This window comes from Marinilactibacillus sp. GCM10026970 (genome assembly GCF_042660675.1).
Lineage (GTDB): Bacteria > Bacillota > Bacilli > Lactobacillales > Carnobacteriaceae_A > Marinilactibacillus.
Window position 1 is genome coordinate 70687 of the sequence record NZ_JBHSUL010000002.1, and the last position, 13075, is coordinate 83761.

Genomic DNA, 13075 nt, shown 5'->3' on the forward strand with positions numbered 1-13075 from the left:
TACTTAAGAAAACCTATATGAAAACTTTTTTTATATTTTAATTGACCAATCGTCCGATTAATGTTAGATTTGTGTTGGAAAGTTTTCGCTTTCTATTAGATAAATCTTTCACTAAAAAATTAAAGGAGAGGTTCAATATGAGAAAAAAAGTGATTATTATTGGTGGGGGCATTGCAGGAATGGCTATGTCACTATTTTTAAAAAAGGCAAATATTGAGAGTGTAGTATATGAGCAAGCACCTGCATTTGGAAAAGTAGGTGGTCATTTTGTAATTCACCCAAGTGGTTTGCATGTTTTAGAACAACTAGGGTTAGGAGACGCAATAAAGAAAAATAGTCACCAGATTAAAGATTTCAAAGTAACTGATAAAGAGGGGAACGCTTTATTTGATGAAATTGAAGTGGATACAGAAGAAGAAATGCCTTCTTTAATAAATATTACAAGATATCATTTGATTGATATCTTGTATCAAAAAGTACTCGAAGAAAATATAGAGATCCATTTTGGAAAAAGGTTAAAGTCTTTCACAGAAGAAAAAAACCATGTTAATATTTATTTTGAAGATGGAACAGAAACGAAAGGTGACCTATTAATTGGAGCTGACGGCGTACGATCCAAAACAAGATCTACTTTATTTCCGTTTCCGAATTATCCATTGAAGTATGCAGGGAAATGGGCTGTATATGGACTAGTACGCAGTGATGACTTAGGAGAAGCTAAGGACTTTTTTACCACTGACCAGTCTTTAATGTATTTCCATGATAATTTCAACTTTTTTGTTTCAAAACATCATCCGACAGACACTGAAATTTCATGGTCTCTTATTGTAAACGAAGAACGGAAAATTCCTAAGAAAGATTTTGAAGCAAAATCAATTGAAGAATTTAAGTCTGACTTAGCAGATAAATTTTCTGAATGGAATGCGCCTATTAAACAGTTAATTCAGAACACTTACAATATTATTCCTAATCAATTATTTAGACTAGATTTAATGAATCAATATTCACATGGAAGAGTTGCGTTAATTGGCGATGCTCTTCATACTGCTGATCCAAATGCAGGAATGGGAACCACTCTAGGATTAGAAGATGCGTTATATTTATCTAAAATGCTTAGAGATCACGTTGATCATGAAGATGCCTTTTATTACTATCAATTCGATCGTAAGGATCGAGCGGAGAAAGTATTCAAGAGTGCTTCTATATTAGACAACCTTCAAATAGAAAATGCTGAAGAGTATGCTTTTTTTGGAGAAGGATTTAATATTGAGTGGGAATAAAAACACTTTAACTTGATTTAAACTTTAAAAGTATATTAGAAACATTCTCTTATCTATTAAGGGTTTGTACTAATATACTTTTTTATCTATTAAATAAATTTGCTTAGTTAAACAACTATAAAACCCTTTCAGACCTTTTCGATTCTATAAAAAAACGGAGTGGATTTCTCCACTCCGAGTAAGTCTAACCTTTGGGGGGCATTACATAATCGCGTACTCTCTTTTCTAGATTTAAGTTTAAATATTATTGTTCTTGGTTTTCAATCCACTGAGCAATGAGTTCTGAAACACTCGTATCGGCCGATTTAGCTAGATTTTTTAATTTGTTTTTATTGGTGGGCGTGATCGTGAGATTCAAAGAGACCTTTTTTTCTTTTTTCGAGGTAGAAACGTTTAATGGTTCTTTCGATTCCGAACGGTTTTTTTCTTCTTGTTTAGCTATTTTTGTTTTTTCTTTTGCTTTCTTTCTAGCTTTTTTAGCCTTCTTCTCTTCTTTCTTTTTAGCTTTGTTCTTTTTCTTACCCATAATCCACTCTCCATTCTGTACATAAGTTTTATTAATTATGCTACGTGTATTTCACTCAGTCAAGCGAGATCACTGAAGGGGGAGTTTAGTTTGTAGCAATACATTTTCCAGAGACCGTTACTGTAGAGGGCGGAGAAGTTGAAGTGGTTTCTTTGAGACAAGTGAATCAACTTCTAGTTGGAAAATTGCGTGTTAAAGAATCCTAGGAGAATTTATCTAGAGAAGCGCTGATCACACTTATGGTAGTGGTGCAACTTTTGTAGCTGGAGCTAGAGGATGGAGTAACAACGATGCTGTAGGTTACAATCCGTTTAGTGTATACAACATTACACTCTTACACCAGGGTCAAAGATCTTTTCCACTGGATTACTATCTGGGACCTTTGACAGGAAGTTTAGGAGAAGAGCGGCTAGAAAATGCAGATGAAGAATAAAATTAGTAAAAACAAAAACTCCTGAATGTTAGAGTGTGCTTCTAACGTTCAGGAATGTTTATGGAAAATTCTATCTTCAGGTGCGTATTCTCAATTGTTATATTGGAATAACTTCTGAGAATACGTACCTGATTTAGTCTATTTATTTTGCATTAATAGTTAATTAATGGTGGTGGCATTTCTGCATCGGGTTCATCAAGGTTTTCAGAAATCTTTCTATTTTGAAACTGATTGATACGTTCGTCTATGATCAATCCATTGTCAACAATCAGAGCATTATCTAAGATTTCGTTAGGACGATTTTCGACTAGATCATCTATATATTTAACCGTTTCTTTTGAAACAGCATTTGAAGAAGAGCGGTAAAAAATTGTGGGGGTATGATCGACTGCGTAATGGATGACATGATCAATTTCGTAGATGGGGTCTTTGATAGAAGTAGGGACAGTGGTTTCGATGGCACCGTGTGCATCACAACTGACATCAATAAATAGTGTGCCAGGTTTGAATCGAGTTAAATCAGATCGATAAATTAAATGATCTTCACGAGTAGTATCCCAAAGTATAGCATTGACGATGACGTCAAATTCCGTCATTTCTTTTTGGAATAGTTTTTCTTGTTTACGGTTATAGACCTTAATATCTGCGCCTAGACCGGTTAATATACGCATGGCTCCACGAGCCGTATTCCCTCGTCCTAAAATGGCAACTTTTGTATCGTAAGGCATTACACCATTTGATTGATAAGCATGCATAACAGCGGCTTCTCCTGCAAGTTCATTATTGCGCCAGTAAGAATGTCGATTATCTTCATACATATCCTCCCAAGCATAAGCTGTCAGTTTGTTTTCAATCAAGATATCGGTCACTTCTTTATTTTGAACCGCATGAATCCATCCAAACAGAGTCTGACCTGGAGTTAAATCTTTGATAAAAGCGGCATCACCAATTTTTGGATCGCAGACAATTTCTTGAGCTAAAGCAATTTTTCTAGAGACAACTTGACAACCAAGATCAGAATATTCAGTATCCGAAATATTTAAATCGCTTCCATAACCTTCTTCAAAAAATAAAGCTTCTGGATTTTTGAGTTGTCTGATGTCTTTTGGGAGTAAAGCAATCCGCTTTTCATCATCTTTATGGCTATTGACAAATCCGATCGTCCTCAATGTTTCTTTTAACATATTCCCAACCTCCTATTTGATAAAATCATACAAAGAAGCTGTACAAGATACTTCATTATGTCATTAATGAAGCGTTTTTACAAATCAGTTGAAGAATAAAATCGTTATAAAATGAAAATTTATATTACATGTACGAAAAACAAGCGAAGTCATTAAATAGTGTTTATTTTAAGAAAGTGGAAAAATTTCTGTAGGGTTAAATACTTAATCGTTAAAATTGCAAACTTGGAAGCGGTTGTATTATGATTAAATTATTAATATACTGATATTTTCGGTCAAATGGGATAGTTGGACAGATGTTAGTATTTGAAGATAAGAAAGGGGATCATTATGTCGGTACATTGTAGTTGGAATAATAGAAATAAAGTGCTGTTTATAGGATCTTGTGCACTGCTTCTAGCAGCTTGTGGAAACGAAGATGGAGCAGGTCCAGGCGGTATGGGTTCAAATGATGAGGGAAATGGGGAAACGATTCAACTGAATATTATGCAAGGAAAGGTTGAGTTCAATTCCCAGTTCAATGAATTAGCAGATCAGTATATGGCAGAAAATGACAATATTCAGATTGAAATCACTTCTGTTGGTGGAGGAACGGACTACTTTACGCAGTTAACTACACGATTTTCTTCAGGTGATGAACCGGATATCTTCAGTGTAGCTGGTCCAAATGAAATCGAGCAATTCCAAGATTTGATGGCGGATATGTCAGACACGGATGCAGCGGCGGCAGCGCTGGAAGGAACGATTGAAAATGTCACCCATGAAGACGGTAGGGTGGATGCCATTCCTTATAACTTAGAAGGTTATGGATTTATCTACAACAGGGAGGTATTTGAACAAGCAGGAATTGATCCAGAAACATTATCAACTTATGAAGAGTTAAGATCAGCTGTTGAAACAATTGATAATCAAAAAGAAGAGTTAGGCATCCAAGCGGTCTTTGCATTACCGGGAGCTGAGAGTTGGGTGATGGGAGATCATCTGGCAAATGTGTATTTGTCACCAGAACTAAACGAAAATCCAATTGAAGCTTACAATGCAGAAACACTGGCCTTTGAAAGAGCGGATGAGTTCCAGCAAATGTTAGATTTGCAAGTAGATTATTCCATCGAACCTGTGTTGAGTTTAGATTATTCTCAGCAAGTTGAAGAGTATTTTTCACTGGGACAGGTCGCTATGATCCAACAAGGAAACTGGATTTACCCAACCCTTGAACAAATGGATCCTGAGTTTGCGGAATCCAATGTTGGAATGATCCCAATTCCTCTGGAAGGGTACGAAGATCGTCTGCCAGTAGGCGTTCCAAATTATTGGGCAGTGAATGACAATAATGATGATGCAACGGTTCAAGCCGCAAAAGACTTCTTGGATTGGATGTATTTATCAGATGAAGGAAAAGACTTTGTCGTATCGGAATTTAATTTCGTTCCAGCTTACGAAGGATACGAAGACTTGGAAATCAGTGATCCGCTTTCTCAAATTGTTTATGACTATTCTCAGAGTGGAGATACGTTAGGTTGGGTCTTTACTGGCTTCCCGACTGGTTATCAATTAAATGAATTTGGACCGAACCTCCAAGCCTATATCGGCGGAGAAATGACCTGGGAAGAAACCATTGAAGCTTCCAAAGAAGCTTGGGAATCGATGAGACAATAATAGGATATTGAAAGAGAGCCGTTTGGTACATTATAAAATGGCTCTTTTCAATTTAAGCATCAGCTGAATGTATGATTGTTAGAAAGGAAGTCCTCAGATGAAAAATAAAGAAATAACATTCTGGTTATTTATCAGCCCTGTACTACTTAGTTTGTCACTGGTCGTTATTGTACCTGTCCTTATGGGCGTTTTTTATTCTTTTACGAATTGGGATGGATTGAATTTCACTGCATTTGTAGGCATTAGTCACTATCAAAGGTTATTGAATGATGAACAATTTATGCAGTCCCTTTGGTTTACAGTCAGATTTGCAGTCGCCAGTATTATTTTATTGAACGTTATTGGACTTGGACTAGCTCTCTTAGTTACAAGTAAACTGAAAAGTAGAAATCTATTGAGAACGATATTCTTTATGCCGAATCTAATTGGCGGATTAATTTTAGGATTTATTTGGCAATTTATTTTTATCCGTGTTTTTTCAACAATAGGAGACGTTATCGGGGCCGAAGTGTTGAAAGGTTGGCTATCGACACCGGCAACAGGATTTTGGGGATTAGTGATACTAACCGTCTGGCAAATGGCAGGATATATTATGATCATCTATATTGCGTACTTACAAGGTGTACCCAAAGAGTTGATGGAGTCCGCTGAAATTGATGGGGCGACACCGGGTCAGAAATTCAGACACGTTATTTTCCCACTAATTGCACCTGCTTTTACCGTAACGATGTTCCTAACGCTGTCGAACTCTTTTAAAATCTATGATCAGAATTTATCTTTAACCGGAGGGGGTCCTTACAATTCAACTCAAATGGTAGCCATGAATATTGTAGATACCGCTTTTTCTGGAAATCAAATGGCTTACGGTCAGTCAAAAGCCATCGTATTTTTTGTCATTGTAGCCATCATTTCTCTGAGTCAGGTTTACTACAATAAGAAAAGAGAGGTGGATCTGTAATGAAAAAGAAAAAATGGTCGATTTATGTACTAGAAGTTTTCGGTCTTTTACTAGGACTCGTATGGATTTCTCCATTTTACTTAATGATTGTTAACAGCTTCAAAGACCCAAGAGGCATCTTTTCCAATGTACTGACTCCTCCTTCAGAATTGAATTTTGCGAATTACCAGCAAGCTTTTGAAGATTTACAATTTGTGCGTTCATTTTTCAACTCGTTGATGATTACCGTAGCGAGTGTGGTCATTATCATTCTTTTTTCTTCAATGGCTGGATATGCACTAGCGAGAAATAAAAGTAAGCTAAGTAGTTTAATTCTGCTACTATTCGTTGCGGCTATGCTGATTCCTTTTCAATCGGTTATGATTCCACTGACCTCAAATTTTGGTCAAATTGGCATGCTGAATCGCGTTGGACTAATCATTATGTATCTTGGTTTTGGTTGTAGCTTATCAATCTTTTTATATCACGGAGCGATGACAGGAATTTCCGTTACTCTAGATGAAGCAGCTAGAATGGATGGTGCTAATAAGCTACAGATTTTTTGGCGGATTATTTTCCCGTTACTTAAACCAATATCTGTAACAGTTGCGATTTTAAATGTTATCTGGATTTGGAATGATTACTTGCTTCCCTCACTAGTATTAGGAAACAGTAGTCAAACTATTCCGATTCGAATGTTTTATTTCTTTGGACAATATACGAGACAGTGGCATTTGGCCTTAGCGGGATTAACCATTGCAATCATCCCTGTAATTATTTTTTATTTCACTTCTCAAAAACAGATTGTTGAAGGTGTAGCAGAAGGTGCGGTTAAATAGAGTATCGCCAGTAAAGGAGTAAATGAATGCCAAAAAGAAAATTCTATTTCACATTGTATGAGCTTTCAGACAAGCTAACGACACTTTTTTTATTTAATTTATTTTGGATAATGTTGAATATTCCGGTGATTCTATTGACTATACAATTATTGGTCGTTACTCAGGTTGGTAGCTATTATGTTTTAGGACCATTACAGGTGTTGACACTCCCGATATTTTTTTATCCTAGTACACAAGCGCTATTTTGCGTTGTTAGAGATCTTATTTTAGACAGAGGAAGTTTAACGTTGAAGTCTTTCTGGGCCTATTTTGTGACAAACTACAAAGAAAGTTTCATGACGGGGATTATGCTTACAGGTGCGCTCGTCGGTGTAGGAGCAGGGTTGTTTTATAGTTGGTCTAGAAGTTTTGTGATGTTCACGGTCTTTCTGGTTTTACTCTTTTATGTCTTGACCATGATAATCCAGTTATTCTCTTTTCAAGCGCATTTTAATATGTCTATTTGGTGGAAATTCAAACGAATGCATCAGCTAGTTTTTGCAAAAATCCTTTACTCTATTAGTTCGCTTTTAGTGGTTTTACTGATTTTGTATGCCACCTTTGAAATGAGTTTATTTATCTTTGTATTAGCAGCCCCTGTTGCCAGTGTTTATAGCGCCTTTTTCTTATTCAAAGTGCAGTACAACAAGATCATAAGGCTCGATAAACAGAACGCTAAAAAATCAAATGCTGGCGAGTTCTTAGAGGTTTAAGGCATAATTTGATACAATGGTAAATAAATAAAGTTAAAGGGGCGAGTATGTGTCAGTGTTTGAAAATTGGATCGAGTATTTAAATGACGTAGGATTATCGTACTGGCTAGGTGGAATTCTTGGCGTTATTGGAATATTTGTTATCAGGTTTGTTTTAAAGAAAATTGGAGAACGATTGATTCAATCTGAAAGATTGGTCGCCTTATGGAAAACATTTCTCAACTGGAGTACGCTTTTTATACTCATTATTTTCCTATTGAGTTATTTATCGAATACTCCTTGGCTTTACGATACGCTGTTTGTTTTTGGAGATACAAACGTCTCTATTTTCTTGGTTTTGGCTGTCTTATTTGTCGTTGTCGTTGCTGTCCGGTTTTCAAATGCAGTTAAACGCTACGTTCTCCCTACTCTATATTCAAAATATGAGTTAGATAAAGGGATGCAGGCAACATTCAATACACTATTTCAATATGTGGTCGTAGCGATTGCGATTCTAGTAGCTCTTTCTTCTTTAGGATTTAACTTAACAAGCTTGACCGTTGTTGTCAGTGTATTAGGAGTTGGAATTGGGTTTGGACTTCAAAATATTATGTCTAACTTTATTTCAGGTCTGATTATTTTGTTTGAGCGTCCAGTAAAAGTGGGCGATCGCATTATCATTGATGACACAATTGCGGACGTTGAAGAAATTAAAATGCGTGCGACAATTGTGCGGACAAGAGCGAACGAGCGTATGATCATTCCAAATTCATTTTTCTTGGAAGAAAAATTTATCAATCGTTCTTACTCGGATACTCGTTTAAGAATTTCTATACAGGTGGGCGTATCTTACGATAGTGACGTTAAACTAGTGAAAAAATTACTAGAAGAATCTGTTGTGGAGTTGAAAGAAGAGAAATGGCACAATATCTTAAACGATCCAAAACCAAGAGTGTTCTTCGAAGATTTTGGAGAGTCCTCTTTGGATTTCAAAGTTTGGTTCTGGATTGATCAACAGACAGATGAAAGAGAATTCCGTGTGCCAAGTGACTTGAGATTCAAGATATTTGAAAAATTCAATGAATATGACATCGAAATTCCTTTCCCACAAAGAGATCTGCACATGATTGAACCATCTGATAAATAAAAAATCTACTAAAGATCTGACTCAATTGATGGGTCAGATTTTTTCATTTCAAAAATCATGAGTTATAAAAAAAGTTAGCGAAAAAAATAATCAGTCAATTACTTTGTAAGATTCATACAAGGAAACCGACTATACAATTCAATATCTCCTATATATTTCCAAAAAAAAGTATAGAAATGTCAGATGAGCTTAGGTATAATGAGATTATTATAATTATATTTATATTACACAGGGAACGAGGCATCATGACATGAGATTAGGGGAGAAAATCAAAAGAAGAAGAAAAGAAATTGGCATGACACAAATCGATCTCGCTGAGGGTATTTGTACGCAAGCTATGGTTAGTCGACTTGAGAAACAAAAAGTACGACCTAGTCGAGATCTGATGGAAAAACTCGCTGATAGAATGGATACGCCTATGAGTTTCTTTTATGGAGAGGATTCCTTGGAAACAAGACATTCTCAAGTGAGTCAGTTGTGTAAAATGGTCAGACAGCATCTTGACCGGAGAGAATATGATTCGGTTGCGTACCTAGTGGAGACGAACCACGAATTAATAGCGAGATCTGTAGGGGATGATAAGCTATTTTTCGAGTGGATAAAAGGGCTATTGTACACTCATAGAGATGGAGATTACAAAAAAGCACTCAATCATCTGATTTCTATCGAAGAAGGCACGAAAAAAGGGGAATTACGTGTCGAGATCATTGATAGTATCGGAAACCAGTACCAAAGAATTGATGAATACAAGAAAGCAGAAGAATACTACCAAAAAGGATTCGAGTCTTTCTCAGAGTGGATGGGTCATGAAAAGAAAGCGAAGTTACTGCTGAATTATTCTTTGTGTCTTTCCAAGCAAGAAAAGAATCGGGAGTCACTGGAAAAAGTGTTACAGGGACTGGAGTTGCTGATACAGAACAACACACTCTTTTTACTGGGGGATTTCTTTTATCAAAAAGGGTATTGTTTAGAACACTTGGATCAAGTGCGCCAAGCAGTCGAATCTTATAAGAAAGCTGCATTTATCTTCGATATTCAACAAAACGAACGATTCGTTACAATGGCAAATCTAGCAATCGATGAATTAGTAGAAACTGAAGTAGAACAAAATGGATAACACAAAAAAGGCACGGAATCTGTCCAAAGAGGATTGATTTTGTGCCTTTTTTTGGTAGAAAGTAAGTGAGAATCTAACTAAAGGAAATGCAAACACTCTTTTACTCCGTTAGCTTAATGGTGGTAAGTGATGTTCAATCAAAATTCTTTTTGACTCTAGCCATTCGGGAAGTTGAAGCGTTTCGCCTAAATGTTCTAGAGGCTCATCGACTGAGAAACCAGGTGTATCTGTAGCGATTTCCATAATGATATCACCGTGTTCTTTGAAGTACATTGCTTTGAAATAATCACGGTCTTTAATTTCGGTCGTTAGATAACCATTCTCCATCAAAAAATTCTGCCAATCTAAGTGGTCCACTTCATCTTTTGCACGGAAGGCAATATGATGAACGGTACCTACTCCAAAACTTCCAGTAATAGGTTCTACTTTCTTGATATCTAGGGTATGCCCAACTTGTTCGCTAGACTTGAATCTAGTATAGGTTTCGGATTCGGCTATTTGTTCAAATCCAAGAACTTGTTCGACCAATTCAGATGTTTTATCTGCATGAGTTGATAATAATTGAGCGCCTGCGAATCCTAAAATCATTTTATCATCGGGAATGTCTGAAGATTTCCATGTGTGAGTAACGGATCCAGAACGTGCAACAATACCCAAACTCAAGCCATGCGGATCACTGAAGTAAAGCGTCTCTTCCTCAAATACGATTTCGCGAGTAGCTTTAATATTAAAAGATTGAAGTCTCTCAAACCAGAAATCAAGCGCATTTGTATCCACTTGAAATAGCGTCGTACCAACCTGGCCAGTCCCAACCGTTCCTTTATAAGCGTTTGGCCAAGGGAAAAAAGTTAAAATAGTTCCGGGACTACCTTGTTCATCTCCAAAATATAAATGATACGTTCCTGGATCATCAAAGTTAACCGTTTTTTTAATCAATCGTAGTCCAAGAACAGATGAATAAAATGCGACAGTTTCTTTAGGATTACCAACAATTGCGGATATATGATGAATACTCGTTGTTTTTTTCATATTTAGATCCTCCTATGATTTATCTCGAATAAAACTATCTCTAATTCGTAATATTTATTATACATGTATTCTATTCCTATAGGATAATAATGTCAACAGGTATTTAAGCATATTTTAAATTAAAATAAATCACTAAGATAGTAGTGTAAAAATTGAAATATTATTTCATTTCATACATAATAAAGTAGAAATTAAAAACAGTTTAGTAGAGAGAGGGTCGCTCAATTATGCTTGGAGCATCGCTTTATTTGTCGCAGAGCGAAGAAATGAACCTTAATAGGATAGATACTTTACACAAGAGAGGCATAAAGACACTGTTTACCTCTTTGCATATACCCGAAGAGAATCCCAAACAAACGTTAAGCGGCCTTAAAAAGATTCTACCCAAAATTCAATCCAATCATATGACGCTTACGATCGATGTTTCAACAGGAACACTTGAGCAGTACGGTCTATCGAAAGAAGAAGCAACAGCCTTTTTCACAAATCTTGGTATAACGAGCTTGAGAATGGATTATGGCTTTTCTTACAAAGAAATCAAACAATTTAGTGATACTTTTGAGATTGTGTTGAACGCCAGTACAATTACTGAGGAGACTTGCCAATCATTAATAGCAGCGGGTTTGAATCTGACCAATATTACCGTGTGCCACAATTACTATCCAAGAGAAAATACGGGATTAGACGCAGCCTTTTTTCTCAGAAGAAATCGGTTTTTAAAAGAGAAAGGATTCAATATTCAGGCTTTTATTCCAGGTGATTTAAAGAAAAGAGGTCCGATTTATGCTGGATTACCAACGCTGGAAGCGCACAGAGAGACGGATCCCTTACTTGCTTATCTAGAACTAAAGAAACACTACCTTGTAGATGAAGTTTTGATTGGAGACATCATGATGACCGAAAATACTCTGGATAGAATCGTTAAGTGGGAAAAAGAAGGTCTGATGATTTTGCCTGTTCAATTATTGTCGAAGGATCTTCCAGAAAATTTTTATGTTGTCCACCAAAATAGACAAGATGTGGCTAGAGACGTTGTTCGCTCAGAAGATTCTCGCGTTGTATTGAAAACAAAGAGCATTCAACCAAGTGTTGTGAAAGATCGACCAATTGGAACCGTAACATTGGATAACGATTTATATGGAAGATATAAGGGCGAACTACAAATCACAAAAAGAGCGCTACTTGCAGATGATAAAGTCAATGTACTAGCAAGGATTCAAGAGAACTCAGTGGGGTTACTTGAGTACATTACTGAAAGCGTAAAATTTCAATTTATGGAGGAATCAGAGTAAATGAGTACAGAAAATAGAAATCAAAAGTCAATGGAATTGGACCGCTTATCTATAAAAGAAATGACGCGGTTGATGAATGAAGAAGATGCGACTGTTCCAATTGTCATCCAAGAGAATCTTGATGCAATCAATCAATTGATTGAAGCAGTGTTCGAACGTATGGAAAGAGGTGGACGCCTATTTTATATTGGTGCTGGAACAAGTGGGCGTTTAGGGATACTAGATGCAGCGGAATGTGTTCCAACTTTTGGTATTTCACCTGAATGGGTGCAAGGAATCATAGCGGGTGGAGAAAAAGCAGTCGTAGAAGCGGTAGAAGGAGCAGAAGACTCTTCAGAACTGGCCGAAGAAGATTTGAAGCGTGTCGAATTGAGCGAAAAAGATGTCGTGATCGGTATCGCCGCAAGTGGAAGAACACCTTACGTAAAAGGGGCACTCCGTTATGCGCATTCCGTTGGTGCTCAAACAGGATCCATCTCCAATAACGTAGATGCAGCCATCAGTGAACTGGCGAATTTCCCTGTAGAAGTCGCAACAGGCCCTGAAGTATTAACGGGATCTACGAGACTAAAAGCTGGGACAGCTCAGAAACTTGTACTGAATATGATCTCTACAGTGACTATGGTAAAATTAGGTAAAGCTTATGAAAATTTGATGGTCGATGTTCAGGCAACAAATGAAAAGTTGGTTGATCGTTCTAAAAGAATTATTATGGAAGCGACGGAGTGCTCATTTGAAGAAGCTGAAAAGTATTATCAAGAATCAGGTTCTGTCAAAACAGCCATCGTTCAGATTCTAGCCAACACAACCATGGAAAATGCAAATGCACTACTAGAGGCACATCAGGGTCGTGTGCGTCAGTCCATTCAATCAACACACTAAAAGCTAGTTCACTAGAAGCCTC

At 36.7% G+C, this 13075-nt stretch carries 12 protein-coding genes; 9 read left to right on the forward strand and 3 right to left on the reverse strand.

Features of this window, described 5'->3' with window-relative positions; genetic code table 11:
* The first annotated feature begins 137 nt into the window (after nucleotides 1-137).
* Nucleotides 138-1280 (forward strand): FAD-dependent oxidoreductase, encoded by a 1143-nt coding sequence (locus ACFP65_RS00695; RefSeq protein ID WP_379914931.1) that lies wholly within the window; start codon nucleotides 138-140, stop codon nucleotides 1278-1280.
* Between the two features lie 244 nt (nucleotides 1281-1524).
* Here the strand turns inward: ACFP65_RS00695 and ACFP65_RS00700 are convergent, their stop codons facing one another.
* Both ACFP65_RS00700 and ACFP65_RS00705 read right to left on the reverse strand, forming a co-directional pair.
* Nucleotides 1525-1806 (reverse strand): hypothetical protein, encoded by a 282-nt coding sequence (locus tag ACFP65_RS00700; protein ID WP_379914933.1) that lies wholly within the window; start codon nucleotides 1804-1806, stop codon nucleotides 1525-1527.
* A gap of 585 nt (nucleotides 1807-2391) precedes the next feature.
* A complete protein-coding gene (locus ACFP65_RS00705; protein WP_379914936.1) occupies nucleotides 2392-3423 on the reverse strand; it encodes a N(5)-(carboxyethyl)ornithine synthase in 1032 nt (343 codons plus the stop codon).
* Nucleotides 3424-3753: 330 nt separating this feature from the next.
* Here ACFP65_RS00705 and ACFP65_RS00710 point away from each other — a divergent pair, with 330 nt between their 5' ends.
* From ACFP65_RS00710 to ACFP65_RS00735, 6 genes are all read left to right on the forward strand, one after another.
* Nucleotides 3754-5079 (forward strand): ABC transporter substrate-binding protein, encoded by a 1326-nt coding sequence (locus tag ACFP65_RS00710; protein ID WP_379914938.1) that lies wholly within the window; start codon nucleotides 3754-3756, stop codon nucleotides 5077-5079.
* Between the two features lie 97 nt (nucleotides 5080-5176).
* A complete protein-coding gene (locus ACFP65_RS00715; protein ID WP_379914940.1) occupies nucleotides 5177-6037 on the forward strand; it encodes a carbohydrate ABC transporter permease in 861 nt (286 codons plus the stop codon).
* Entirely contained in the window at nucleotides 6037-6855 is an 819-nt protein-coding gene (locus ACFP65_RS00720; RefSeq protein ID WP_379914942.1) for a carbohydrate ABC transporter permease, read from the forward strand. The genes ACFP65_RS00715 and ACFP65_RS00720 overlap by 1 nt, the downstream gene beginning before the upstream one ends.
* Before the next feature lie 26 nt (nucleotides 6856-6881).
* Nucleotides 6882-7607 carry a hypothetical protein gene (locus tag ACFP65_RS00725; protein WP_379914944.1) on the forward strand — a complete coding sequence of 242 codons (726 nt, stop codon included), beginning with the start codon at nucleotides 6882-6884 and terminating at the stop codon, nucleotides 7605-7607.
* A gap of 49 nt (nucleotides 7608-7656) precedes the next feature.
* Entirely contained in the window at nucleotides 7657-8733 is a 1077-nt protein-coding gene (locus tag ACFP65_RS00730) for a mechanosensitive ion channel family protein (protein WP_379914946.1), read from the forward strand.
* A gap of 250 nt (nucleotides 8734-8983) precedes the next feature.
* On the forward strand, nucleotides 8984-9850 hold the full coding sequence (locus tag ACFP65_RS00735; protein ID WP_379914948.1) for a helix-turn-helix domain-containing protein: 867 nt from the start codon (nucleotides 8984-8986) through the stop codon (nucleotides 9848-9850).
* A 108-nt stretch (nucleotides 9851-9958) separates the two neighbouring features.
* Here ACFP65_RS00735 and ACFP65_RS00740 read toward each other — a convergent pair whose 3' ends face one another.
* Nucleotides 9959-10879, reverse strand: coding sequence for a VOC family protein (locus ACFP65_RS00740; protein ID WP_379914950.1), 921 nt, complete (start codon nucleotides 10877-10879; stop codon nucleotides 9959-9961).
* Nucleotides 10880-11106: 227 nt separating this feature from the next.
* Here ACFP65_RS00740 and ACFP65_RS00745 point away from each other — a divergent pair, with 227 nt between their 5' ends.
* The gene (locus ACFP65_RS00745; RefSeq protein ID WP_379914952.1) at nucleotides 11107-12171 is read left to right on the forward strand and encodes a MupG family TIM beta-alpha barrel fold protein; all 1065 of its coding nucleotides are present in this window, start codon (nucleotides 11107-11109) and stop codon (nucleotides 12169-12171) included.
* Nucleotides 12172-13053, forward strand: coding sequence for an N-acetylmuramic acid 6-phosphate etherase (gene murQ / locus ACFP65_RS00750; RefSeq protein WP_379914954.1), 882 nt, complete (start codon nucleotides 12172-12174; stop codon nucleotides 13051-13053). It begins immediately after the preceding gene.
* The last annotated feature ends 22 nt before the right edge of the window (nucleotides 13054-13075 follow it).

Bases quoted from the DNA above. Each gene is read 5' to 3' on its own strand.
- ACFP65_RS00695 (WP_379914931.1), top strand. From the start codon at position 138: ATGAGAAAAAAAGTGATTATTATTGGTGGGGGCATTGCAGGAATGGCT.
- ACFP65_RS00700 (WP_379914933.1), bottom strand. From the start codon at position 1,806: ATGGGTAAGAAAAAGAACAAAGCTAAAAAGAAAGAAGAGAAGAAGGCT.
- ACFP65_RS00705 (WP_379914936.1), bottom strand. From the start codon at position 3,423: ATGTTAAAAGAAACATTGAGGACGATCGGATTTGTCAATAGCCATAAA.
- ACFP65_RS00710 (WP_379914938.1), top strand. From the start codon at position 3,754: ATGTCGGTACATTGTAGTTGGAATAATAGAAATAAAGTGCTGTTTATA.
- ACFP65_RS00715 (WP_379914940.1), top strand. From the start codon at position 5,177: ATGAAAAATAAAGAAATAACATTCTGGTTATTTATCAGCCCTGTACTA.
- ACFP65_RS00720 (WP_379914942.1), top strand. From the start codon at position 6,037: ATGAAAAAGAAAAAATGGTCGATTTATGTACTAGAAGTTTTCGGTCTT.
- ACFP65_RS00725 (WP_379914944.1), top strand. From the start codon at position 6,882: ATGCCAAAAAGAAAATTCTATTTCACATTGTATGAGCTTTCAGACAAG.
- ACFP65_RS00735 (WP_379914948.1), top strand. From the start codon at position 8,984: ATGAGATTAGGGGAGAAAATCAAAAGAAGAAGAAAAGAAATTGGCATG.
- ACFP65_RS00740 (WP_379914950.1), bottom strand. From the start codon at position 10,879: ATGAAAAAAACAACGAGTATTCATCATATATCCGCAATTGTTGGTAAT.
- ACFP65_RS00745 (WP_379914952.1), top strand. From the start codon at position 11,107: ATGCTTGGAGCATCGCTTTATTTGTCGCAGAGCGAAGAAATGAACCTT.
- murQ (WP_379914954.1), top strand. From the start codon at position 12,172: ATGAGTACAGAAAATAGAAATCAAAAGTCAATGGAATTGGACCGCTTA.